This is a genomic window from Arcobacter venerupis, assembly GCF_013201665.1.
Taxonomy (GTDB): domain Bacteria; phylum Campylobacterota; class Campylobacteria; order Campylobacterales; family Arcobacteraceae; genus Aliarcobacter; species Aliarcobacter venerupis.
Window position 1 is genome coordinate 1,230,798 of sequence record NZ_CP053840.1, and the last position, 25,338, is coordinate 1,256,135.

At 26.8% G+C, this 25,338-nt stretch carries 21 protein-coding genes; 6 read left to right on the plus strand and 15 right to left on the minus strand.

Features of this window, described 5'->3' with window-relative positions:
* On the minus strand, positions 1-1,275 hold the full coding sequence (locus tag AVENP_RS06090; RefSeq protein ID WP_128358676.1) for a thiolase family protein: 1,275 nt from the start codon (positions 1,273-1,275) through the stop codon (positions 1-3).
* 9 nt (positions 1,276-1,284) lie between these two features.
* Entirely contained in the window at positions 1,285-3,018 is a 1,734-nt protein-coding gene (locus AVENP_RS06095) for an AMP-dependent synthetase/ligase (RefSeq protein WP_128358677.1), read from the minus strand.
* A gap of 782 nt (positions 3,019-3,800) precedes the next feature.
* Here AVENP_RS06095 and AVENP_RS06100 point away from each other — a divergent pair.
* Positions 3,801-5,822, plus strand: a complete 2,022-nt coding sequence (locus AVENP_RS06100; RefSeq protein WP_172664235.1) for an NACHT domain-containing protein — start codon at positions 3,801-3,803, stop codon at positions 5,820-5,822.
* 390 nt (positions 5,823-6,212) lie between these two features.
* Here the strand turns inward: AVENP_RS06100 and AVENP_RS06105 are convergent, their stop codons facing one another.
* From AVENP_RS06105 to AVENP_RS06115, 3 genes are read right to left on the minus strand one after another with little or no spacing between them, the layout of a single operon-like run.
* Complete coding sequence (locus tag AVENP_RS06105) at positions 6,213-6,470, minus strand: hypothetical protein (protein ID WP_128358679.1); 258 nt, start codon at positions 6,468-6,470, stop codon at positions 6,213-6,215.
* The gene (gene def / locus AVENP_RS06110; protein WP_128358680.1) at positions 6,467-7,006 is read right to left on the minus strand and encodes a peptide deformylase; all 540 of its coding nucleotides are present in this window, start codon (positions 7,004-7,006) and stop codon (positions 6,467-6,469) included. The genes AVENP_RS06105 and def overlap by 4 nt, the downstream gene beginning before the upstream one ends.
* Positions 7,007-7,042: 36 nt before the next feature.
* Entirely contained in the window at positions 7,043-7,483 is a 441-nt protein-coding gene (locus tag AVENP_RS06115) for a YiiD C-terminal domain-containing protein (protein ID WP_128358681.1), read from the minus strand.
* Between the two features lie 299 nt (positions 7,484-7,782).
* Between AVENP_RS06115 and AVENP_RS06120 the strand changes: the two genes are divergently transcribed.
* The 3 genes from AVENP_RS06120 (at position 7,783) to AVENP_RS06130 (ending at position 12,648) form a co-directional block, all read left to right on the plus strand.
* Positions 7,783-10,356, plus strand: coding sequence for a bifunctional aconitate hydratase 2/2-methylisocitrate dehydratase (locus AVENP_RS06120; RefSeq protein ID WP_128358682.1), 2,574 nt, complete (start codon positions 7,783-7,785; stop codon positions 10,354-10,356).
* 136 nt (positions 10,357-10,492) lie between these two features.
* On the plus strand, positions 10,493-11,341 hold the full coding sequence (locus AVENP_RS06125) for a YitT family protein (protein ID WP_128358683.1): 849 nt from the start codon (positions 10,493-10,495) through the stop codon (positions 11,339-11,341).
* 71 nt (positions 11,342-11,412) lie between these two features.
* Positions 11,413-12,648 (plus strand): dicarboxylate/amino acid:cation symporter, encoded by a 1,236-nt coding sequence (locus tag AVENP_RS06130; RefSeq protein WP_128358684.1) that lies wholly within the window; start codon positions 11,413-11,415, stop codon positions 12,646-12,648.
* 11 nt (positions 12,649-12,659) lie between these two features.
* Here AVENP_RS06130 and AVENP_RS06135 read toward each other — a convergent pair whose 3' ends face one another.
* The 7 genes from AVENP_RS06135 to AVENP_RS06165 form a co-directional block, all read right to left on the minus strand.
* A complete protein-coding gene (locus AVENP_RS06135) occupies positions 12,660-13,550 on the minus strand; it encodes an EamA family transporter (RefSeq protein WP_128358685.1) in 891 nt (296 codons plus the stop codon).
* A 60-nt stretch (positions 13,551-13,610) separates the two neighbouring features.
* Positions 13,611-14,570: a C-terminal binding protein gene (locus AVENP_RS06140; protein ID WP_172664237.1), complete on the minus strand. Its 960-nt coding sequence runs from the start codon at positions 14,568-14,570 to the stop codon at positions 13,611-13,613.
* 52 nt (positions 14,571-14,622) lie between these two features.
* Entirely contained in the window at positions 14,623-15,192 is a 570-nt protein-coding gene (locus AVENP_RS06145; RefSeq protein WP_128358687.1) for a GNAT family N-acetyltransferase, read from the minus strand.
* Between the two features lie 65 nt (positions 15,193-15,257).
* Positions 15,258-15,857 (minus strand): Crp/Fnr family transcriptional regulator, encoded by a 600-nt coding sequence (locus tag AVENP_RS06150; protein WP_128358688.1) that lies wholly within the window; start codon positions 15,855-15,857, stop codon positions 15,258-15,260.
* Positions 15,841-16,452: a MarC family protein gene (locus tag AVENP_RS06155; protein ID WP_128358689.1), complete on the minus strand. Its 612-nt coding sequence runs from the start codon at positions 16,450-16,452 to the stop codon at positions 15,841-15,843. Before AVENP_RS06155 ends, AVENP_RS06150 begins: the two co-directional genes overlap by 17 nt.
* A gap of 83 nt (positions 16,453-16,535) precedes the next feature.
* The gene (locus AVENP_RS06160; RefSeq protein ID WP_128358690.1) at positions 16,536-17,315 is read right to left on the minus strand and encodes an AraC family transcriptional regulator; all 780 of its coding nucleotides are present in this window, start codon (positions 17,313-17,315) and stop codon (positions 16,536-16,538) included.
* 9 nt (positions 17,316-17,324) lie between these two features.
* Positions 17,325-17,909 (minus strand): LysE family translocator, encoded by a 585-nt coding sequence (locus AVENP_RS06165; protein WP_128358691.1) that lies wholly within the window; start codon positions 17,907-17,909, stop codon positions 17,325-17,327.
* 489 nt (positions 17,910-18,398) lie between these two features.
* Here AVENP_RS06165 and AVENP_RS06170 point away from each other — a divergent pair, with 489 nt between their 5' ends.
* Positions 18,399-18,896, plus strand: coding sequence for a redoxin domain-containing protein (locus AVENP_RS06170; protein WP_128358692.1), 498 nt, complete (start codon positions 18,399-18,401; stop codon positions 18,894-18,896).
* A gap of 44 nt (positions 18,897-18,940) precedes the next feature.
* Here the strand turns inward: AVENP_RS06170 and AVENP_RS06175 are convergent, their stop codons facing one another.
* Both AVENP_RS06175 and AVENP_RS06180 read right to left on the minus strand, forming a co-directional pair.
* Positions 18,941-19,507, minus strand: a complete 567-nt coding sequence (locus AVENP_RS06175; protein WP_128358693.1) for a pentapeptide repeat-containing protein — start codon at positions 19,505-19,507, stop codon at positions 18,941-18,943.
* 68 nt (positions 19,508-19,575) lie between these two features.
* Positions 19,576-23,262: a CheR family methyltransferase gene (locus AVENP_RS06180; RefSeq protein ID WP_128358694.1), complete on the minus strand. Its 3,687-nt coding sequence runs from the start codon at positions 23,260-23,262 to the stop codon at positions 19,576-19,578.
* Between the two features lie 206 nt (positions 23,263-23,468).
* Between AVENP_RS06180 and AVENP_RS06185 the strand changes: the two genes are divergently transcribed.
* Positions 23,469-24,515: a hypothetical protein gene (locus AVENP_RS06185; RefSeq protein ID WP_128358695.1), complete on the plus strand. Its 1,047-nt coding sequence runs from the start codon at positions 23,469-23,471 to the stop codon at positions 24,513-24,515.
* A gap of 5 nt (positions 24,516-24,520) precedes the next feature.
* Here AVENP_RS06185 and AVENP_RS06190 read toward each other — a convergent pair whose 3' ends face one another.
* The gene (locus AVENP_RS06190; RefSeq protein WP_128358696.1) at positions 24,521-25,333 is read right to left on the minus strand and encodes a metal ABC transporter permease; all 813 of its coding nucleotides are present in this window, start codon (positions 25,331-25,333) and stop codon (positions 24,521-24,523) included.
* Between the last annotated feature and the right edge of the window lie 5 nt (positions 25,334-25,338).

The window sequence follows — 25,338 nt, forward strand, 5'->3', positions numbered from 1 at the left end:
TTATATCTCCAATAAAAAAGAAGCACCTTGCCCGCCACCAATACATAGTGAGGCTAATGCTTTGTTTTTGTTTCTTCTTTTTAACTCTTTTAATGCTGTTAAGACAATTCGAGCTCCACTCATTCCAACTGGATGTCCAAGGGCAATTGCTCCTCCATTTACATTTAAAATAGATTCATCAATCTCTCCAAGTGCACTTGAATTAAAAGTTTTTTGACAAAACTCTTCTGATTTAAAAGCTTCAAGATTTGCTATAACTTGAGCAGCAAAGGCTTCATTTATCTCAATTAAATCAATATCTTTAAGAGTAGTTCCTGTTTTATCAAAAAGTTTTTTTGTAGCATAAACTGGTCCTAAACCCATTCTATGTGCATCAAGTCCAGCATAAGCATAATCTGTTATAAAACCAATTGGTTCAAGGTTTAATTCTTTGGCTTTTGATTCAGTACAAACAATCAAACTACAAGCTCCATCTGAAACTTGTGATGAATTTCCAGCAGTTACAGTTCCTCCAACTCTTTCAAAAATAGGGTTTAATTTATTTAAAGCTTCAATTGTTTGATTAAATCTTACTCCATCATCATTTGAGATAGAAGCATTTTTTGTCATTATTGGATGAATTTCATCTTTGAATATTCCAGCTTCTATTGCTTTTTGAGCTTTTTTGTGAGAATTTAAAGCATATTCATCTTGGGCAGCTCGGCTTATTTTAAACTCATTTGCTAAGTTTTCAGCAGTAATTCCCATGATTTTTCCAGAAATTGGGTCAGTTAAACCAGAAATTAATCCAATAGTAGGTTTTAAAAATCTTAATCTAAAAGTTGTTAGAAGTTCAAATTTTTCAATGATTGATTTTGAATAGCTAAATTTTGTGATTAAATTTCTAAATTCATCACTATAAAGTAAAGGAATATTACTCATAGATTCCATTCCACCAACTAAATACAACTCCCCTTGATTTGAGTTTATTTTTTCAATAGCACTTGAAATTGATTGCATTCCAGAAGCACAATTTCTATGAACCGTATATGCAATAGTTGATTGGGGAAATCCAGCTCGAATAGCCATAACCCTTGCAATATTTGCAGCATTTGCAGGTTGAGCTACATTTCCCATGATTACTTCATCAAATTGTTTGTAATCTAAATCATTTCGTAAAACCAACTCTTTTGTAATAATTGCACCTAAAGTATCAGCACTTACATCATTTAGTTTTCCATTTGCTTTTGCGATGGGGCTTCTTAGTCCATCTATTATGGCTATTCTTTCTTTCATTTTAAACTCCTAATACATACTATTTATAACATTTGAATATTTTTCTTCAATTTTAGCTCTACAAATTTTCATAGATGGAGTTAATTCTCCTGTTTCTATTGAAATATTATTGGTTAAGATTTCGAATTTTACTATTTTTTCCCATTTATTTAGATTGGAATTCACTCTATTTATGTGGTTCGAAATACTCTTTAGAATATCATCTTTGTTATAATATTCTTCTATAGTTAAATTCTTATTTAGTTTTTTTGCATTTTCATATTTCTCTTTATCCACAAAAAGTAGGGCAGAGGTGTATTTTCTATTTTCAGAAATTATAACTGCAAACTCTATATATTTATTTTTAGATAATTTTTGCTCAATTTCAACAGCATTTACATACTCTCCCGTTGAAGTTTTGAATATCTCTTTCGTTCTACTTTTTATAAATAAATATCCCTCTTCATCTAAGAATGCAACATCACCTGTGTGAAGCCAACCATCTTTATCTATTGTTTTAGCTGTTAATTCCCCTTGATTTAAATAACCTTTCATCAAAGCAGGGCCTTTTACAAATAGTTCGCTGTTTTCATTTATTTTGATTTGCGCACTTGGAATTACCTTTCCACAAGAACCAACTTTATTTGCATTTGGATAATTTGTAGAAATCACAGGTGAAAACTCAGTCAAACCATATCCTTGATAAACGGGAACATTTATATTTACAAAGAATTGTGCAATTTCTTTTGAAAGAGGTGCTCCTCCACTTATTAGTTTTTCAAGTTTAGAACCAAAGATTTCTCTAAATTTTGAATAGACAAGTTTGTCATAAATCTTAAATAAAAGTGAGTTTTTATTTATATCTTCTTTTAGGGCATAGGCAAATGCAAAAGAGGCTATTGCTCGACTAATAAATGGTTTTGTAGAGATATTTAGTTTAATTTTGTTAAATATTTTCTCTAAAAGTCGCGGAACAACAGTCATAATTGTAGGTCGCACAACTTTCATAAGATTTGCAACATTTAAAACATCATCAACAAAATAGATACTAATTCCACGACTTAAATAATAACTCATTACAGTTCGCTCAAATATATGAGCCAAAGGAAGAACAGAAAGGGAAACTTCATGTTGTTCAAGATTTATCAAACTATTTATATCATGAAGTTGTGAAACAATATTTTTATGTGTAAGCATCACACCCTTTGGAGTTCCAGTATTTCCACTTGTATAAATGATAGAAAAAATATCATCTTCTAATGCTTCAAAAGAGGTAAATCCACTAGAATCACAAATCTGTTTTCCAATTACTAAAATCTCATCAAAGTTATAGAAATTTGGCTCTTTTATACAAAAGTTGTGAGTAATAAAAGTAAGATGTGAATTCTCTTTTTCTATGTCATTTAGTCTTTCTTGAGAATCAATAAACATAAATTTCATAGAAGAGTCTTTTATCTCAAAATTAAGATTTTCACTAGAAATATTTGCAAAAATAGGAACACTAATAGCTCCCACTTGTAAAATAGCAAAATCAAAAATAAGCCAAAAAGGTGAAGATTTAGCAAAAATCCCAACCTTATCCCCTTTTTGAATACCTAAATCTTTCAAAGCAAGACTCAAACAAATAACTTTGTTCTTAAAATCACTTGTTGAGATATTTGTATATTTTCCATTTGATAAATAGTTTAAAAAATATTCATTATCATAGTTGTTTGATATATGTAAAAAAAGTTCACTATAGGTTTTGAAGTTGTAAGCATTCATTTTAGCTCTCCTATGATAGTTAAATTATAATAATTATAACTATAAATAATTTATTATCAAGAGAAGGCTTACAAAATAGATATTGTTTATATTATAAACAGTAGAAATTACACATAATTATATTAAATTAGAAGTTCAAAATATAAAAGCATTTTAATTAATTATTAAAAGCTGTTGTATAATAAAAATTATTTTTAAAAGGATTTATCATAAAAAATATAACTACTATTACAGATTTAATTACTGATGGTTTCAAGTTCATTGATAAAAAAGATTATTTAAAAGATTTTTTATCAAACAATGATGATTTATTATCAACAACTTCTTGGGGAAAACTAATAAAGTATTTAGGTGAAAAAGCTGTTGAAATAAGTGATTTAAACGAAGCATATTATTTTACAATTTATACAACTTATCTAAATACTTTTGAAAAAGCTTTAGACTATTTTGAAATTAGTTCAAATAACTTTTCAATTCCATTTAATGAGGATTTAAAATATGATTATAATGAATTTGAATTATCAAAAATCACATCAAATCATTTAAAAATATATTTTGATGGAATATTTAAAGATTTTCTTTTAGAAGAGGATAAATCAAAAGTTCAAAGATATATAAACAATAATATCAAATTAAATTATTTTGAAGTACTAGAGCAAAATAGTTCAGTTTTAAATAAATATTTAAATCATACAAAAAGTATTTTAGGAATAGAAGAAAAAGAAATTTTTTTTAAAAATAAATATAAAAATACAATTGCAAATGAATATTTTGAAGTTGTATTGGGTGATGAAAATAGTTTGACTTTAGATGATTTGTATATTGAACCATATTTTAGAGTTCATAAAAATTGTTTTAAAGATAGTGATGAAAGATTAAAAGATGAACGAAGAGATAAATATGTAGATGTAGAAGATGAAAGTATTCATAATTTCATAGATGATATTTTAAACAATAAAAATAAACATAATTTAGATTTAAAAGATGTAAATACCATATTTATAGCAGGGCAACCAGGTCAAGGTAAAAGTTCTTTTACAAAAAGATTTATTTACGATATGGTTGAAAATAGAATTTCTTTATCTAAAGATGTAATTTTAATTAAACTTAAAAATATAAAAGAACCAAATGATTTAAAAAATAAAAGTTTTAAAGAAATAGTAAAAGAAAATACAAGATTAGAAATACATAACTTAGATGACTATATCGTAGTTCTTGATGGGCTTGATGAATTAGTAATGAAAACAGGTTTATCAACCAGTGATATTGAAACAATATGTCAAAAATTTTCAAGAGAAAATACAACAATAATTATCACAACAAGACACGGGTATCTAAATTTTGATATATTAAACGAAGATAATATAGCTGTTGTAGAATTAAAAGAATTAGATGAAACTCAACAATTGTCTTGGTTAGAAAAATATAAAAAAACATATCCCGATATAAAACTATCAAATGAGATTATAGAAAAATTTCATAAAGATGAAGATAAACATATTTTAGAGCTTATAAATCAACCTATTTTATTACATATGATTGCAAAAATGGATATAGAAAATATTGAAGAGTTAAGTAAAACTACTTTATATAGTGAATTCTTTGAAATATTAATCAAAAGAAAATGGGAAAAAGATGCTCATACTCTATCAAAATTAAAAGGACTTGACCAAGAGGAATATTCAAGAGTTTTAAAAAATATGTTAAAAGAATTAGCTTTTCATATTTTTAATTCAGAGTATGAATATATCCAAAAATATGAGTTCGAAAAGTTAGAAAGTGTAAAAGAACTTCAAGGATTATTAGCAGAAAAAAACAACAATGAATCTTTAAAATCAAATCTAAAAGGTGTAATGGTATCTTTTTATTTTAAAGAGATAAAAAAAGTTGAAGAATCTAATCCTGAAGAAAGAAATGAGCACTATGCTATAGAGTTTTTACATAAATCACTTATGGAATATATGGTTGCTTCATATATTTATGATTATTTAGATGAAAAGTTTTTAGATAAATCAAGTAAAACAAAAAAATATCATATTGACAGCGGAGAAGAAGTTTTAAAAGAGTTATGGTATCTATTCCATCAAAAAAGAATTTCTAGTGAAGTTACAGATAATTTATTAGAAATTATCAAAGAAAAAGAACAAAGTATAAATGATGAATTATCAAAGAGATTTGATGTTTTTTTAACATATTTGATAGAAAAAGACTTTTTATATGAATCAAATATAGGAAATAATAATCCAATAGAAAAGGCAAAAGATACTTTTTACGGATTTTGGCAAGTAATGTGTAATCTTGATGATAAAAATCACATGCCGGAAGATGGATATTTAAAACGTAAAATATTTAACAATTTTATTATAGATAGTGTTAATGAATTTAATTTAATAAATATGGATTTATCAAATATGTATATCGGAAATATGGTTTATTTTGCATCTTCTAAAGGTTATAAAATTAATTTTAATGGTATTCATATAGGTGCATCCTTATTATTTGGTAGAAATAATAAATTTCATAATATATATATATTAGATGAAGTAATAAATTTAAATAAAGCAGAGAGGATTATTCATTCTAAGATTTCATACACAACATTTAATGATTGTTCTTTCTCGACTGTAGATTTAATAAGTTGTCATTTTGTGAATTGTCAATTTAGTAAAGTAGTTTTTAGTAAATTTAGTCATAGTTTGATATTTCAAGATTGTACTTTTATAAATTGTAAAGAAATTGATTTTAAGGAATTAAAAAAAGATAATTATTTTATAAATTGTACAAATGATGATAAAAAAATCTAAATAGTCAATAAAATATCATTGATAAAAAAATATGATAAAATCAAAAACAAGGTAAATCCATGAACTGTCCAAACTGCAACGAAAAAATTGAATTAACAACAAAAAGATATTTTAAAAGTCTGTTAGGAAAACATATTTGCCCAAATTGTTCTACTGTGTTCAGTTTAAAACACACAAAAATATATTTTTTATGGATATTTTTATCAATCGTTTTTGTAGTGTGTAGTTCTTTATTTATAATTAATTTTGTCACAAATAAAGAGGTTTTAAATATAATTTATATGCTTTGGTTGGTGATTTTATTTTTTGTTTGCAGTTTTATAGATAGAAAAATTGAAAATAGTTTGCCGACTCGGAATAACTAAACTCCTTCAAATAAAGAGTAATTTCCTACTCTTTATCTAATCTCATCTCTTCAAGAACTTCTAAAATATCTAAAGCATCTTCTTCTGTAAGGTTATTGTTTTCAATATCTAGTTCAACTTCATCAAAATATGCTTTCATCTCTTCGAGATATTTTAATTCATCTTTATCATCTTTTGAACAATCGCCACTATCGATTATGTCCATCATCTCTTCTAAATTTTCATCAAGTTCTGGGATTAACTCTTCTTTTAGTATTTTTGCAAGTTTTTCTACATTTGTCATTTTTTTTCCTTGATTTTTTTTAAATAAACTTCTTCACTTATAATATCTTTATTTGATTCAACTCTATCAATATAGGCAAGTCCAATTAAATGGTCATACTCATGTTGAAAAATTCTAGCTACAAAATCTTTAAAGATAATAGTTTTTTCTTCATCATCTAAAGTTTTGTATTTTACTTTTATTTTATTAAATCTAGGAACTATGGCTCTAATTCCTGGAATGCTAAGACATCCTTCCCAATCTTTGTTTTTACCCTTTGAAGTTTTTATTATTTGGGGATTTATTAAAACTAACTCTTGCATCAATGGAGCATTTGGGTATCTATCATTTGGTTTTGATGAAATAATCATAATCTGTTTTGAAATAGAAATTTGAGGAGCAGCAAGGCCAACGCCATTTGATTTTTTTAAAGTATCAATCATAATTGAAATTATCTCTTTTGTCTCTTCACTTTTTACATCTTTTACTTTTTTAGCTTTTTTTCTCAAAACTTTTTCACCAAGTTTAGCTATTTTTATATTTGTTGAATCAATCATTTTAAACCTTTTTAATAAATATATACAAATATCAATTTAGACTTTTATAACATAATAGCCTACAAAATCAACACATATTTTCCCCTCTTCAATTATTTGTGATTCTATTTTTATAGAGGCACTTTTTTTGTTTTCTAACTTTTGTTTTAATATTTTTATCTCTTGTAATAAGGGCTTTTTTGTGTGGCAAATTATATCATTTGTTACTGGTTTTCTAAAGCTTGTTTCATTTTTAATGATTACAATATTATTTGAATCAAAGCCTAATTCTTTTGAAATCAGCCAACATAAACTCCATGCACTTATAATACTCAAAGTTGATAAACTTCCACCAAAAGCTGTACCTTTATCATTTATATTTGGCTCAAGTGGAACGGTGGTAATTAATTCATTTATATTATAATCTTTGATTTGTAATTCCATCATTTTTGTTAGTGGAATCTCATTGTAAAGTTTATTTTGAAGTTCTTGTATCATTTTTTTACCCTTTATTTTAAATAAAATTTGATTAATTTTTTTGTTCTAACTTATCATTATAGTACAAAAAAAATATTGAACAAAGAATAAATATTATGTACAATAGTTGTACATCAATAGGATGATAATAGTACAATTATAGAGTATAAGAAAATTATTTAATCTCTCTTTTTAACCATAGTGTAACTTTTATTTACATAAATAAAGACTTGTACAATTCTTTGCAAAAATTGTACATACTAATTTTTTTCTTTGTGATATAATAAATCAAACTTTCTAAAATAAAGAGGAGATAATATATGAGTTTATTAGCAAATTATAAAGCACATTCACAAGAAAGACTTAATGAAGGTAATTTACCTGCATTACCTTTAACTGCTGAGCAAACTGCTGAATTAGTAGAATTATTAAAAGCTAACCCAGTTGTTGAAGCTGAATACTGTTTAGATTTATTTACAAACAAAATCAACCCAGGTGTTGATGATGCTGCTTATGTAAAAGCTGCATTTTTAAATGATATTGTACAAGGAAATGTAACTTGTTCTGTAATTTCTAAAGTTCAAGCAATTGAAATTTTAGGAACAATGATGGGTGGATTTAATGTTACTCCACTTGTTGAAGCATTAAAAATTGCTGACGTAGCAGATGCTGCAGCAAATGAATTAAAAAATACTATCCTAGTTTATAATGCTTTTAATGATGTTAAAGAATTAATGGACGCTGGAAATGCTAAAGCTAAAGAAGTTATCGAATCATGGGCAAATGCTGAGTGGTTTACTAATAAACCTGCTTTAGAAGAAGAAATGACTCTAACTGTATATAAAATTCCTGGTGAAACAAATACAGATGATTTATCTCCTGCAACTGTTGCATTTACAAGATCTGATATTCCATTACACGCAACTGCAATGTTACAATCAAGAATGGAAAAATCATTAGAAAAAATGGCCGAGTTAAAAACAAAAGGTCACCCTTTAGCATACGTTGGTGATGTTGTTGGAACTGGATCTTCAAGAAAATCAGGTATCAACTCTGTTCAATGGCATATGGGAAGAGACATCCCAGGTGTTCCAAATAAAAGAACTGGTGGGGTTGTATTAGGTTCTATTATTGCTCCAATTTTCTTCAATACTGCTGAAGATTCAGGATGTTTACCAATCGAAGCTAGCGTTGATGCTTTAGAAACTGGTGATGTTATTACAATTAAACCATACGCTGGTGTAATTGAAAAAGATGGTGCTGTTGTTTCTAAATTTACTTTAGCTCCAAATACTTTAACAGATGAAATGAGAGCTGGTGGAAGAATTCCATTAATTATTGGTAAAGGTTTAACTGCAAAAGCAAGAGCTGCATTAGGTTTAGGTGCTTCAACTGCATTTATCGCGGCTTCTCAACCAGCTGATAACGGTAAAGGATTTACTCAAGCTCAAAAAATGGTTGGAAAAGCTTGTGGTGTTGAAGGTGTTAAACCAGGTATGTATGTTGAGCCAATCGCTACAACTGTAGGTTCTCAAGATACAACTGGACCAATGACTAGAGATGAGATTAAAGAACTTGCTGCATTATCTTTTGGTGCTGATATGGTTATGCAATCATTCTGTCACACAGCTGCTTACCCAAAACCAGCTGACATTAAATTAAGACATACTTTACCTGAGTTTATCTCTTCAAGAGGTGGAGTTACATTAAGACCAGGTGATGGTGTTATTCACTCATGGTTAAATAGATTATGTTTACCAGATACAGTAGGTACTGGTGGAGATTCTCATACAAGATTCCCAATTGGTATCTCTTTCCCAGCTGGATCAGGTCTTATTGCATTTGCTGGAGTTACAGGTATGATGCCTTTAACTATGCCAGAATCTGTATTAGTAAGATTCAAAGGTGAAATGCAACCAGGTATTACTTTAAGAGATTTAGTTAATGCTATTCCTTACCAAGCTATTCAAGATGGTTTATTAACTGTTGAGAAAAAAGGTAAGAAAAATGTATTTGCTGGAACAATCGTTGAAATTCAAGGTTTACCAGACTTAAAAGTTGAGCAAGCATTTGAATTATCAGATTCAGCAGCAGAGAGATCAGCAGCAGCTTGTTCTGTTCAATTAGATAAAGAACCAATTATTGAATATCTATCTTCAAATATTGCTTTAATTGAAAAAATGATTGAAGAAGGTTACGAAGACGCTAAAACTCTTCAAAGAAGAGCAGATAAAATGAGAGAATGGATTGCAAATCCAGTATTATTAACTCCTGACGCTGATGCTGAATATAAAGCAATTATCGAAATTGATTTAAATACAATTACTGAGCCAATCTTAGCTTGTCCAAACGATCCAGATGATGTTGATACATTAACAAACATCAACAATGATCCAAAAAGAATTAAAAAAATCGACGAAGTATTCGTAGGTTCTTGTATGACTAATATTGGATTATTCAGAGCTTTAGGTGAAGTACTTAAAGGTGAAGGTGAAGTTCCTTCTAAACTATGGGTTGCGCCACCAACAAAAATGGATAAAGAGCAATTAACTGAAGAGGGTTATTATTCAATCTTTGCAGCAGCTGGTGCAAGACTTGAAATTCCTGGTTGTTCTTTATGTATGGGTAACCAAGCACAAGTATCTGAAGGTGCTGCTGTATTCTCAACATCTACAAGAAACTTTGATAATAGACTAGGAAAAGGTTCTCAAGTTTATTTAGGTTCTGCTGAAGTTGCTGCTGTTACTGCACTTTTAGGAAGATTACCATCTGTTGCTGAATATATGGAAATAGTACCTAAAAAAATTACAGAGAAAAACAGAGATGGTGTTTATAAATACTTAAACTTCCACCAAGTTACTCCTGCACAATTAAGAAACCTAGTACACTCTTAATAGTTATTTTAAGCTGTACAAAAGGGGAGAGGCTTTGCCTCTCCCCTTTTTTTTGTTAAAAATAAATTAATATTGAAATAATCATTCTATCAAAGAGAAATGGCTAAAATTCTATAAAATTATTAATAGGATTGGTATGAATACTTTTTTCTCAATAGAAGAACTTAAAAATTATGCTTTTATAGTAATAGGTTCGATATTTCTATCTCTATCAGTAGTTGGTTTTTTTGCACCTAATGAACTTATTACTGGTGGTTCTGCTGGACTTGCATTATTAATTCACTATATGACAAATCTAACTATTGGAACAATTATTGTTTTGATTAATTTCCCCCTAATATTAATAGGGATTAAATATCTTGGAAAAATGTTTGCTGTTCGAACTATTCTTACTATTATTTTAATATCTGTATTTATTGATTTTTTAACTCAAATAGTTCATGTAAAACCTTTTGTTATTGATGATGCTTTGGGCGCAATATTTGGTGGTATTTTTGTTGGTATTGGTTTGGCTTTTACTATAAAAGGTAATTCAACAGCTGGTGGCTCAACAATATTAGCAAGAATTATTTCATCAAAAACAGAGATTAAACCTGGTCAAGTTATTTTGGTTATTGATTTTTTGATTATTTTTTCATCTTTATTTATACTTGAAGATACAAAAAAAGTATTATGGAGTATAGTTAGTATTTATATAACTGCAAAAATAATTGATATTATTTTAACAGGTAATCTAAATAAAAAAGTAGTATATCTAGTAACTCAAAAAACTCAAATTCTTAAAGAAATAATTAGAGAAGAATTAGGTCCAGAAGGAACAATAATAAAAGGTGATGGACTTTTTGATAATCAAGAGAAAAAAATGATTCTAATTGTTGTAAAAGTAGATAAATTGCAAAAATTAAGACAGATTGTGAAAAAAAATGATCCAGATGGATTTTTAATAATCACAGAAGCTACTGAAATGTTAGGAAGAGGTCATTGATTTAATTAACTACTTTTTAGACACTTTAAAAAGTTATAGTTTATTACTAAAATATATTAAAAAGGGGCTACATGAAAAAGAAATCGTTATTTAGAAATATCGGATTTCAAATTTTGATTGCGATGATTTTGGGTACTATTGTAGGTGTTATGATGGGAGAAGGTGCATCTGTGTTTGCTCCTTTAGGTACTATTTTTATTCATTTAATTAAAATGTTAGTTATACCGTTGATTGTTATTTCAATTATTTCTGGTGCTGCAAATTTAAGTGATAGTCCAAGTGCTGGTAAAGTAGGAATAGTAACTATTACTTTTTTCTTAATAACATCTGCTTTTGCTGTTGCTATTGCACTTTTTGCTGGTGAAATATTTAAACCAGGTGTTGGCCTTGATTTAAGTAGTGTTAATCATATGTTCTCAAATCAATATGCTGACAAAGGTCAATTACCAAGTGCAATTGAAACAGTAATTGGAATGATTCCAACAAATATATTCCAATCACTTTTAGATGCAAATATTCTTCAAATATTAGTTTTTTGTCTATTTTTTGGTATTGCTCTTTCAAAAGTGCCAAAAGAGAAAAGTGCTGTAATTTTAAATAGTTTAGAAGCTACAACTCAAGCATTAATTTGGATGGTAACCGTTGTAATGTTTTTAGCACCAATTGGAGTATTTGGTCTTATGGCTGATTCTGTTGGTACTTATGGTTTTGATATGCTTGAACTGGTTGGAAAATTATTTATTGTTTATATTGGTGCTTTATTATTTTATGGATATGGTTTTTATCCTTTATTAATAAAATTATTTTCAAAAATGCCTGTACTTGAATTCCTTTCTGCTATGAAAAAACCTCAAATAGTGGCACTTTCAACAGCTTCATCAATGGCAACACTTCCTGTTAATATGAAAACTTGTGAAGATGATTTAAAAATCTCTAAATCAACATGTTCATTTGTTCTTCCCTTGGGTGCAACAATTAACATGAGTGGAAATGCTATTTATTATGGTTTAGTAGCAATATTTTTTGCCCAAGTTTATAATATAGACTTAGGGTTTGGTGGATATGTGGCTATTATCTTTACAGCAACAATTGGTGCTATTGGACAAGCTGGAGTTCCAGGTCCTTCATTTTTAGTTGTTGCTGTATTAATTTCTGCTGGTATTCCAATAGAGGGTTTACCTTTACTTTTTGCTTTAGACAGAATGTTTGACATGACTAGAACAGCTTTAAATATCACAGGTGATGCAGCTTGTGCAGTTATAGTTGATAATTTTAATAACAAAAAAGATAAATTAGAAACAGTATAAAAAAGAAGAGTTTATTCTCTTCTTTTTTTTGTTTTAAAAACTAATGTATAAATTCTATTTCCTAGAACTGAAATAAATAATCCAAATAATATTAAAATAGTACCCATCACCTCTACTTGATTTAATTTCTCATTAAGTAAAATATTTGAACTAATAATCCCAATTACAGGTATCACTAATGCAAATGGAGTAACAATAGCAGAGTTGTAGTTTTTAAGTAACCATCCCCAAATAGCAAAAGCCACTAAAGTAGAAATGTATCCTGTATATGCAACTGAAATCCAAGTTTTAATACTAGAATTTAATAATAAAGTTAAAGGTTCATGTGTTTCAAAAATATATGAAAGTATGAATAATGGAAGTGGAGGAATTAAACTTACCCAAACCATAAAATGTAAAAGATTTACATCTTTTATTTGTTTCATAATTACATTTGATACTGACCAAAAAATAGCAGCACTTAGTATTAAAACAATACCTAAAAGAGTGATATTTGTATCAACTGTAAAAAAGAAAAATCCAAAACCATAAAGAGCTATTATCATACCTAATAATTGTGCATTTGAAACTTTTTCTTTAAAAATAATCATACTAAGAATTATTGTAAAAATAACTTGTGCTTGTAAAAGTAAAGATGAGATTCCAGCACTTGCATCTGCTTTCATGGCAATAAATAAAAATGAGAATTTTAGAACACCTAAAAACAGTCCTACTCCTAAAACATTCCAAACGGATGTTTTAGGAAAAGGTATAAAAAATACAGCAGGAATAGCCACTATAAAAAATCTCAAAGATGAAAAAAGTATAGGAGGTAACTCTTCTAATCCAAACTTTATAACTGAGAAATTAACTCCCCAAATTAAAACAACAATTAATGCTAATGAAATACTTTTTAAATTCACTCTCTCTCCTTAAAATGAGAATTATAGAAAATGAATTAAATTATGTATAGTAAGAAATTGCTATTTTAATCCATTAACAATATTTATTGGTTTTTTCCCATCCAATACTCTTTTTGCATTTAAAACAGCTTTTTGTCTCATTTCAAAATAAGCTTTATCACTATAAAAAGCAGAGTGTGGATTTATAAGAAATCTTCCATCAAGCCAACTCTCTTTTGCTCTCCATGCATCTATCATCAAACCATTTTTTGGTGGTTCACTTGGAAGAACATCAAGATTTACACAATTTAGATGTCCAGATTTTAAAGGCTCATAAAATACATCTAAATCTTTTACAATAGGACCTCTTGCTGTGTTTACAATTGATGCACCTTTTTTCATTTTTGCTATAAACTTTTCATCAACTAGGGCATTTGTTTCAGCGTTTAAAGGGCAGTTTATAGAGATGATGTCACAAGTTGCAAGTAGTTCATCTAAATCATCAAATCTTTTAGCTCCTAACATCTTTTCTGTTCCACTTGATAAATAAGGGTCATAAAAATATGTTTGAAATCTCAAAGCATTTGCTTTTAAAATAACACTTCCACCAATTCTTCCAGCCCCAATTACTCCAAGTTTATAATCACTATTTCTTTTGATATTATTGAAAGTATTTGATTGCCAAGAACCATCTTTATAATCTCTACATAAATAATCATATCTTGTAATTCCACGAGCAATATTCATAATCATAGCAATTGCTGTATCACTTACTTCATCGGTTCCATAATCAGGAGTATTTGAAGCATAAATACCTTTTTGTTTGATATATTCTAAATCTTCAAATACATCATAACCAACTCCATATCTAACCAGAGCTTTTAGATTTGGTAATTTATCAATAAACTCATTTGTTATTTTTTTGTGCCAAACTAAAAGTACTTCTATATCTTCATGTAGTTCAGGTGATAGTTCATCTCCTAAAACCTCTTTTTCTATATAAGGGTCAGTTATTTTATCTGTTATAAATACTCTATTCAATTTTTTTCCTTGTGATAATATTGATAGTAGAGTACTATTTCATTTATTATAATTAGATAATGTTTGAAACTCTTTTTGAGGTATCAAAAACCATTTCATAGTATGTGTTATTATTAAATTCAAACTCTTGAATAACATCAAGTCCTAGTTTTCTTTTGTGCGCTGCATATGATCTTTCATTTATTTTATTAACAAAAGTTACTAAAATAGGGTATTTTTTAGACATAGATTCTAAGGCAAAATCAAAAAGATTTTCTAAAAGTCCACTTCCTCTAACACTTTTATCAATACAAACAGGTCCATATTGGTAAGAATTATCTACTGTTAAAGTTTGTCCTAAATAGCTAAGTTTTGGTAAGTCATTTATCATGTGAGAAAATATCGGCCATTTTGACCAGAACTGCCAAGAAGCAGACATAACATATCCAAGAACTATATCATTTTCAACAGCTATAAAAATTCCTTGTTCTTCTTCAATAATCGCTCTAAGTTCTTCTGGTGTAAATCCTGTTGTTACAAATCCATCTTTTTTATCATCTTCTGAAATAGTTGCTAGTTGGTATTTCGCGTGTAGTTTTAAAATATTATCTATATCTTTTATTTGGGCTATTTTTAATTGCATCGTTGTCTCCATAAAATTGATAGGCAAAGTATACAATCAAATTTTTTTATTGTCATTAACCTATGTTAATTTTTCATCTCTTTTCTAATTCTTGATAAGGCAACATCAGTAATACCTAAATATGAAGCAATATGATAGTTAGGAACAGCATCTTCTATCATTGAATAATCACTTAAGAATTTTTCATAACGCTCTCTTGCATTTAAAAGTAAAAAATCAGCTTCTCTTCTCTCTTTTTTGATAACTAAATTTTCGTAAATACGTAATAATAAATCGTTCCATTCTTTGTATTTCTCACCAAGTTCTAATAGTTTTTTGTAAGGAATATAAAGTGTTGTAAATGAACTAAGTACTTCAACACTAAAAGGAGAACCAGTTCCATGTGATACAGCAGAGATACTACTTAAAAGATGTCCTTTTTTTTCTGCAAAAGACTTATTAAACTCTTTTCCTTTTTCAGTAAGATAATAATATCTAGCTAATCCCTCAATTAAAAAATAAAAGTCTTCAACCTTATCTTCCATATAAAAAAGATGTTCACCTTGTTTTAATGTTTTTGTTTTGAAATATGGTTTTGCAATGTCCCAGTTAACTTTGGAAATAGGGGAAATATTATTAAGTATTGGATATAAAATATCAAATTGTTTTTCAAAAGTTAAAGGCATTATTTATTCCTATAATTAACATTTGTACCCCAATAACAGCTAGAATTAATCCCATTAATCTTGTAACTAAACTAAGACCTTGTTCTCCCACAATAGATATAATTTTAGTGCTAAATATGAAACAAACATAAGTGATAATACATAAAAGTGCAAATACAAAAACAGTAATTACAATCTCAAGCCAACCTCCACTTGCTGAATAATTCATAGCAGTTGCAATGGTTCCAGGTCCTGCTAATAATGGAACTGCTAAAGGAGATATTGAAACTTCTGTATCTTCACTTTCTTGGGCTGTATGAAGTTTAGAATTTATTCCTTGTAGCATATGATAACCAACTAAAAATATCAAAATACCACCAGTTATTTTTAAAGCAGGAAGAGTTATTCCAAATAAGTTAAAAATTGATTTTCCTAAAACTGCAAATAAAACTATTATTATAAAAGTTATAAACAGAGATTTTTTTGCAATTTGTTTTTGTACAGAAGCTTTTCTATCTCCTGCAAGGGCTACAAAAACTGTAGTGTTTGCAATAGGATTCATTATGGCAAAAAAAGCCATAAATACTGTAAGTGCGTGTTCAAGTGGTAAATTCATTATTTCTCTTTGTATTGTTTTTATGAAACGTAGTTTATTGAAATTTGATTATACAAAACTTTAATATTATTTATTCTGTTCAATTAAGCCAAAGAAAGAAGATATGCATAAGCTGTCAAACCATAAACTCTCTTAAAATGTTTATTAAGATGAGACAAGTCAGTAAATCTATACTCTACAACTGTTGCATATAAATCTTTTGTCTGCTCTAAGTATTTTTTTGCATGAATTACTTTGCAATTTAAAAAAAACTGATAAGGAGTTATTCCCGTATTTGTTTTAAATATTCTTATAAATTGAAATTTATTCAAATTTAACTCTTTTGCTATTTCATCTATATTCAAAATATCTTCTAGCTCATAATAAATCATCTCTTTTGCTTTTTTTACAATCAAATTTTCTTTTTTATAATCCAAAATAAAATCATTTGTAGAAAAGTTATCTGTTATATTTAGCAAAAGTTCATTACATAAAGCTTCATCTTTTTCAAAAAAAATAGCAGATGAAAGATTTATAATATCTTGTTTTAGTTTTTCATTATAAACAATTGATGAAGAAAATTTCACTATATCTTTTTTCCCTAAAGCTTCCAAAAAAAGCTCTGGTTTGATATATAACATTATATAATCTAACGATTCATCATTATCCCCTGATTCTCCATCATGTAACTGTTCTGGATTGAAAAGCATTACTCCATTTTTATAAGATGATTGATTAATACCATCTAAATTATATTTTTGAATACCATTTAAAGTTACACCTAATGCGTACTCTTCATGGGCATGTTTTTTATATGAGAACTTTTTCATTTTTGCTTTTAAGGCTGTAATATCTACTCTATTTTTATATATAAATTTATCCATAACTCTCTTTTAATTAAATATTCCAGAAATCATAATTGCACACACCACTAAAAATATCGCCATAATATTATTTGCTAATTTATTATACTTATCCAAAAAAGACTTTAAAACTTTTCCAAATAGTACCCATAATGAAAAAGCAACACAAGCAATAAAAGTAATTAATATAACAAAAAAACTTAACTGCCAAAAAGATTTATAATAAGGCAAAATAAAACTAGGAAAAACAGTTAATGTAAATAATATTGGTTTTGGATTGACAAATTGCATAAAAAATCCAGTTTTAAAAGATGAAAATTGACTTTTATTTTTAGTGCTTTTATTCATTTTAAAAATCTGATAAGCTAAATATAACATGTAAATTGCTCCAATTATTTGTAAAATAATTATAATATTTGGCAAAAAATTAATTAATATAGAATTAAAAATAACAGATATACTTAATAATATAAAAAATGCAAAAGTTGCACCAATAGAAAACTCAAAAGCTTTTCTAACTCCGTAATTATGTACAGTTGTAAGAATCATAATATTAGTAGGACCAGGTGTTACTATCATCAAACAACAATACAATAGAAAAAATACTATATTCATAATTTACCTTTTTATTTTGGTAAATTATACTTTTTAAGAAAATTTAAGCATAGTACATTATTGCAATATAAATAAGCTAAATATCAAAAACTTTTAATACAGTTATTTTTTCTCTAAATAATGGGCTTTTTGAATCTGCTTCTATGATGTGAGAAGTCTCATGATTTATTTAGAATATTTGCTATTGCTGATTAGTAAAAGCCAGTTTTAGACCTAATAAAGCAAAAGTTCCAGCAAAAACTCGTTGTATAAATTGTGGTAAAAAAGCTAAAAAGAATTTTGTTATCTAAAATAATGGAATTATCTTTATCCATTAAAAATTATTTGACTATATCAAAATAAAACTAAATAATTTTATTTAATTTTGAGTTCATATTGGAATTAATAGGGGATTATTTTGGAAATTTTAAATTATTTCGTAGATTTTTTGTTTTTTAAAGATATAGTTATATCTTATATATGATTATTACGATTTAAAGAAGGCTAAAAATGAAAGACAAAATAAAAAAATATATTAAAGAAGGTATATTTTTTATTATAATATTAATTATAATAGTAAATGGTATTAGTTATTATAAATCACTTGATTTAAATAAAAATAAATTAGATATCCAAACTTTTACACTTCTTGACAATAACAAATATACTTTAGTAGAAAATAAACCTATATTGATTCATTTTTGGGCTACTTGGTGTCCTATTTGTAAAGTTGAAGCGCCAAATATACAAGAATTATCAAAAGATTATGAAGTAATAACTATTGCAGTTCAATCTGGAAGTAAAAAAGAAATTGAAGAATATCTAGCTGAAAATAAATTAACTTTTAATGTTGTAGAGGATAAAGATAATTTTTATTCGCAAAAGTTTAATATAAAAGTATTTCCTACCACATTAATATATGATAAAGATAAGAATTTAAAATTTAGTGAAGTGGGTTATAGTACAACCATTGGTTTATATTCAAGAATGGTATTAGTAAATAATTAGATTTTATAGAATTGTTACAAAATATGAGGCTTTATATATGAATATTACTTTAATTTAATTGGAAGTAAACTCAAAAAACTCAAAGCCTCAGGAAGAGAAAATAAAGCATCTTTTATATCATTTTGTTTTGGGTCAATAAGATAATTTTTTGATGTTTCAAAGTTTGCTTTTTTTAGATTGTTTTTTATAAAACTTGTTAGTTCTAAATCGCAAGTTTCAAAGAGTGTTCGTTCAAGATTACACTCTTCAAAGCCAGTATCTTTTATTAGTGAGTTTACAAACTTCATTTGTCTTAAATCAAGTAAATGAAAAGAGTTTTGAGAAAGATTACAAGAGGTATAAGTCACATCAAAAGGCTCTTGACAACTACTCCACGAGATACCAATAAGTTTGCAGTTTTCAAATGTAACATCATTAAAAGTGCAAGATTTTAATGATGCTAGGGATAAATCACAGTTTATAAAAGTGCATTCTGTAAACTTACAACTATAAAAAATAGTTTTTGAAAAATCGCATTTTATAAAAGTACAGTCATCAAAGTAAATAGAATCTAAGTTTTTATCAGCATACTCTATAAACTCTTCTTCCCAATAATCATTTGTTTTAAACATATCACTCTTTTTTTTGAATGGATTTTATCCAATTAGAAATTAAAAAGACAAAATAATCTTTAACAGCTTTACTCATTTAATTTTCTAAATAATATTTTAAAACATGCTCCCGTATAAGGCTTATTGTTATATTCAAAATTTTCATTACAAACACTAATATTCCCAAAATATCTTTGAGTAATTATTTTATAGCTTATTGATAAACCTAATCCTGTACCTTGAGATTGATGTTTCGTAGTAAAATATGGCTCAAAAATTTTATTCATAATGGAATCTTTTATCCCACCACCACTATCTAATATTTTCAACTCTAAATTTTTATCATCTATTTGTTTTGTAGATATAAACAATAATCTATCTGCTTCTACTTTTATATGACTTTTTAATATATCTTTACTATTATTTATTATGTTTATAAGAGCTTCAGTTAATTCATTGATATTACCATCAATACTTATATCATCTTCTAAATCTAAAATAATATTTATATAATTACTACTTAAAGAAGCCTCTACAATACTTAAAGTATTTTCAATTAGACTTAAAATACTAATTTTACGTATAAATACTTCAGGTTTTAAAAAGTTTCTAAAGTTATCAATTGTATTTGATAGATAATTTGCTTGTTTTAGAATAATTTTTTCACAATTATTTATATCAAGTTTCTCTACCTTTAAAATTTCAGACTTCATTTTTAAACCACTAATACATAAGGTAATTACATTTAATGGTTGTCTCCATTGATGGGCAATATTACCTAGCATTTCTCCCATTGAAGCTAGTTTTGATTGTTCTTCCATAATTTTTAAATTTGAAATATCTTTTAATGATAGAAGAATATTTCTTTTATTAGGAAGTAAGGTTGCACTCATACTAACAGTAACAACTTTGTTATCATTAAGAATATAACATTTTTCAATATTTTCTACATGACCAATTTCTATAGCTTTTTTTATTGCTAATTCATTTATTTTTTTATCTTCTGAGGTAGTTAAATCATTGTAATTTATTGATAATAAATACTCTTGAGAATATCCTGTTAAATCTAAAAATGCCTTATTAAATTTCAAAAAGTTCATATCTAAATCTATGATAACTATACTATCATGGCTAAAATCAAAAATTATTTCTAGCTCATCTTTTTGTAATTGTAATTGTAATTCATACTCTTTTTGCAAAGATATATCTTTTATTACATTTATAAAATAGTCTGGTTCACCTGTTGAACTATTTCTCACAAGAGAGGATGTTATATTTATCCAAATTATTGATTTATCTTTTTTATAATAACGTTTATTTAGTGAATAGTTATTAATTTCACCTTTTATTAATCGAGCAATATAAATTAAATCTTCATCTAAATCATCAGGATGAGTGATATCTTTGAATTTAGATTCTATTAATTCTTCTTTTGAATAACCAACTATCTCACAAAACTTGTTATTTACTTTTAGCCATCTACCATTTAGTGAAAGATGTGCAATTCCAACTGCTGCTTGTTCAAATGTATTTTCAAATAATTCTAATGTTTCAGTTAATGCACTATTTTTTTCTTTAAGATTTTCATTTATTTTTTTTATTTCAATAGTTTTTTCATTAACTAGATTTCCTAGATTATTATTTATATGTTCTAGTTCTAATTTTGCTTTTATTAACTCATTAGATTTTGTTTCTAACTCTTCATTTACAACAATAAGCTCTTCATTGGTACTTTGAAGCTCTTCATTTGAAGATTGCAACTCTTCATTGCTTGACTGGAATTCTTCATTTGTACTTTGGAGTTCCTCATTTGAAGATTGTAAATCCTCAACTGCTGATTGAAGTCTCTCTTTTGTTTCTATTAACTCTTGTTCTAATTCTTGAATATTTAATCTGTTGTAGGTATCAAATAAATCTCTATTTTCACTTGTCAAATCTATAGTTATATTATCTTCGTTTTCTTTAAAAATGATACATAAACTTTCAGTTGTTGAGTGATTCTCTGTTATAGGAAGCACGTCAATTTGGAGATTCTTTTCTTTATTTAATTTGATATTTAATTTAATTATCTCATTATCTCTTCTAGCTTTTATAATAGCGGTTCTTACCTCTACCCTTATATTATCTTTCAAAAAAGAGAATAATTCTTGGGTAAATCCACCTTTTGGTAGTTTCATATAATTATCTAGTTCACCTTGCGTGTAGACAATATTATTTTCTTTATTTATAATAATATAATTTTGAATATATTTATCTAATATAGTTTGGCATAAAGAATCTTGCAGATGATTTCTATTTTCATTCTTTTTTATAGGTATTGTGTTTGATGTAAATTTTTTGTGATTATAGGCTAAGTTATCATAAGTAGGAGAAGCAGCAGATAAATCTTTTTTAAAAATTTTACTTTTACTACTTACACTAGAAAAAAGATTTGTAAGATTAATAGTGCTTTCACTTTTACCTAAAAAAAGAAAACCTTCTTTTCTTAAAACATTAAAAAATATTGAAAAAATTCTTTTTTGAAGAGTAGGATTAAAATATATAAGTAAGTTTCTACAAGTAATTAAATCCATATTTAAAAATGCAGGATCTTTTATAATATCATGTTTTGAAAAGATAATTAAATCTCTAATATCTTTAGATAGTTTAAACTCTCCATCTTTTTTTTCAAAATACTTATCTAAAATAACTTGGCTAAGATCTTTTAAATCTTCTTCTAAATAGCTTCCTTTTCGGGCAATTGCTATGGCTTCTGTTGATATATCAGTTGCAAAGATTTGGATTTTATTATTTAAGTCATTTTTTTCTAATATCTCATACAAAATAATAGCTATAGTATAAGCTTCTTCACCTGTTGCACAACCTGAAACCCAAACTCTAATAGGCTCATTTTTTTCTTTTTTTAATAAAAGTTCTTCTACTGTTTTTTCTAATTCTATAAAAGCATCTTTATCTCTAAAAAAAGATGTAACAATCACCAATAACTCTTTATGTAATAGAAAAACCTCTTTTTCAGAATGTTCTAAATAATCAATGTAATCATTTAATTTATTTATTTTATTTAAAATCATTCTTCTTTTTATTCTTCTTTGAATTGTACTAGTTTTATAATCACTAAAATCTGTATTAGTTTTATCAAATAAAATACTATAAATTTTATTTAGTTGATTTGAATAATCTTCCTCTTTTTCTAAAATAAATGGATGTTCTAAAATATTTTGTAATTCTAAAGCAATATTATCAGCTGGTAAAATCAAATCAATATGCTTTGTATTTATAGCTGATTTTGGCATTTCAGGATGTATAGCTGTTGATTCTTCTTGGGCGATTGTAATACCACCTGCATTTTTTATAGCTTCAATTCCTTTTGAGCCATCATTTCCTGCTCCTGATAATATAATACCAATAGCTTTATCTTCTTTATTTTTTGCAAGTGAGATAAAAAATTTATCTATGGAAGGCGTAAAATAAGCATTCTTATCAGGAGTAACTAATTTAAAACAGTTTTTTTCTATGATTAAATCGTATTTAGGTGGACAAATATATATTCTATCTGATTTGATAATTTCATTGTTTTCTATCATAGATATAGGTATTGATGATACTCTTGATAAAATTTCTAAAAGTTCAGTAGTTTTTTTTGGATCTAAATGTTGTGTAATTACGTAAGTAAAATTATCTGATGATGATATTTTACTCAGTAAAGATTTTATAGGTTCTAATCCACCAGCACTAGCTCCTATGCCTACAATATTAAAAGTCTTATTTTCATTCATACAAAATTTCCTTATAAAACTATTTATATATTAAATACATAATAACATAATAAAATAAAATCACTAACACTTTATCCAATCATATTCTATTAAATCTTTTTCATATAATTTTATTTTACATTTAACTTTTTTTTGTATTTAAATAATATTGACTATTATTCATAAATATGATACAATTCTTAAAATTAGTTTAAAAAGGATTGATTATGACAATAGAAAATTCTCAAGTTAGCCTCTATTCTAAAACACAATTAAATTTTGTGCATTCACAAAGTACATCACTAGAACTTCATTATGGAGAAAAAAATAATACAAATGAAAGTGACATTTCAACTGTTTTAAATTTTCAAAAATCTTATTCAACCATGACACAAAATTCACGAGCTGTATATGATTATGAAGATAATTTAAGTTTGGAAGATCGTTTAAAAAAATTATTAATTGAAATATTACTTGGGCGACTTAACAAGGATAAATCAGATATAAAGATGTATCCAGATAAAAAGTCAAATGAGGTTAAAAATGACTTTTCATTTTTAAACCCTTATCAAAAGCAACAATCAAATAATAGTGAACTCAAAGCTATGGTCTTTAATACACAAGAACTGTATTACCAAAAACAAACAGTAGATTTTTCTTCTTCAGTAAAAATTAATACACCAAATCAATCATTTGAAATGAATATAAATCTCTCTTTTTCACAAGAATTTTATAAATCACAAAGTACTCAATTTATTCTTGGAGATAAAAGTTTTATTGACCCATTGGTGATTAATTATGATGAAAATGTTAATCCCTTTGATAATATCAGTAATTTACATTTTGCATTTGATTTAGACAATGATGGCACTACTGAAATGATTCCTCAACTCAAACAGGGCGCTGGTTTTTTAGTTTTGGATAAAAATGAAAACAGAAAAATTGATAATGGGAGTGAACTTTTTGGTCCAAGTACAAATAATGGTTTTGCTGAACTTGCCCAATATGATGAGGATAATAATAACTGGATAGATGAAAAAGATTCAGTTTTTGACAAGCTTAAAGTGTGGAGTATTGATGAAAACGGAAACTCATCTTTAGTCTCACTTATTGATAGAAATGTTGGTGCAATTTACTTAGGAGATGTACAAAGCGGTTTTAAATATCAAAGTGCAATTGATGAAACTACTGCAGTACAAAAAAGTAATGGTATTTTTGTAAAAGAAGATGGTTCTGGTTTAGGGGTTGTAAATTCAATTGATGTAGTTGTATAACTACATCAATGTATAAGATTTTTTCTATTTATTTTTAAAGTAATACTTAATATAAAAAAAATTAATGAAACAACTACAATAGTAGCTCCACTTGGCAATGAGATATAAAAAGAGGCAAAAAGACCTATAATCACTGCTAAAACTGCAAAAAATACTGCTAGAAAACAAGTTATAAAAAAACTCTTTTCAAATTGCATTGCTGAAATTACAGGCATTATCATTAAGGCACCTATTAATAATACACCAATTATTTTTATGGATAAACCAACAGTTATTGCCACAAGCGATACCAACATATAGTTTAAAAAAGCTACATTTATTCCAGATGCTTTTGCAACTTCTTCATCAAATGCCACAAAAAGTAGTTTTTGATAATAATTAGCAATAAAAAGTGCCGTAGCACTCCCAAATATTAAAATCGTATAAATATCTTCTTGGGAAACGGCAACAATTGAGCCAAAAAGGTAATCAAAAAGTGCCACATTAAAAGAGTGTGATAATGAGACAATAATAATTGCAAGGGCAAGTGAACCAGATAGAAATATTGATAAAATCGAATCCGAATAAATATTATGATTTTTTCTTAAATATTCTATTATTAGCGAAGCAAAAAGAGCCACAATAATTGCACTAAATGTAGTAGAGATTGAAAATAAAAAACCAAGTGCAACACCAAGTAAAGATATATGAGCTAAAGAATCAGAAAGCATAGAATATCTTCTAACCACCACAAAAGTACCCAAAGTTGGTGCTAAAATTGCTATAAAAATTCCTGCAATAAAAGCTCTTATCATAAATGAATATTCAAAAATTTCCATATAAT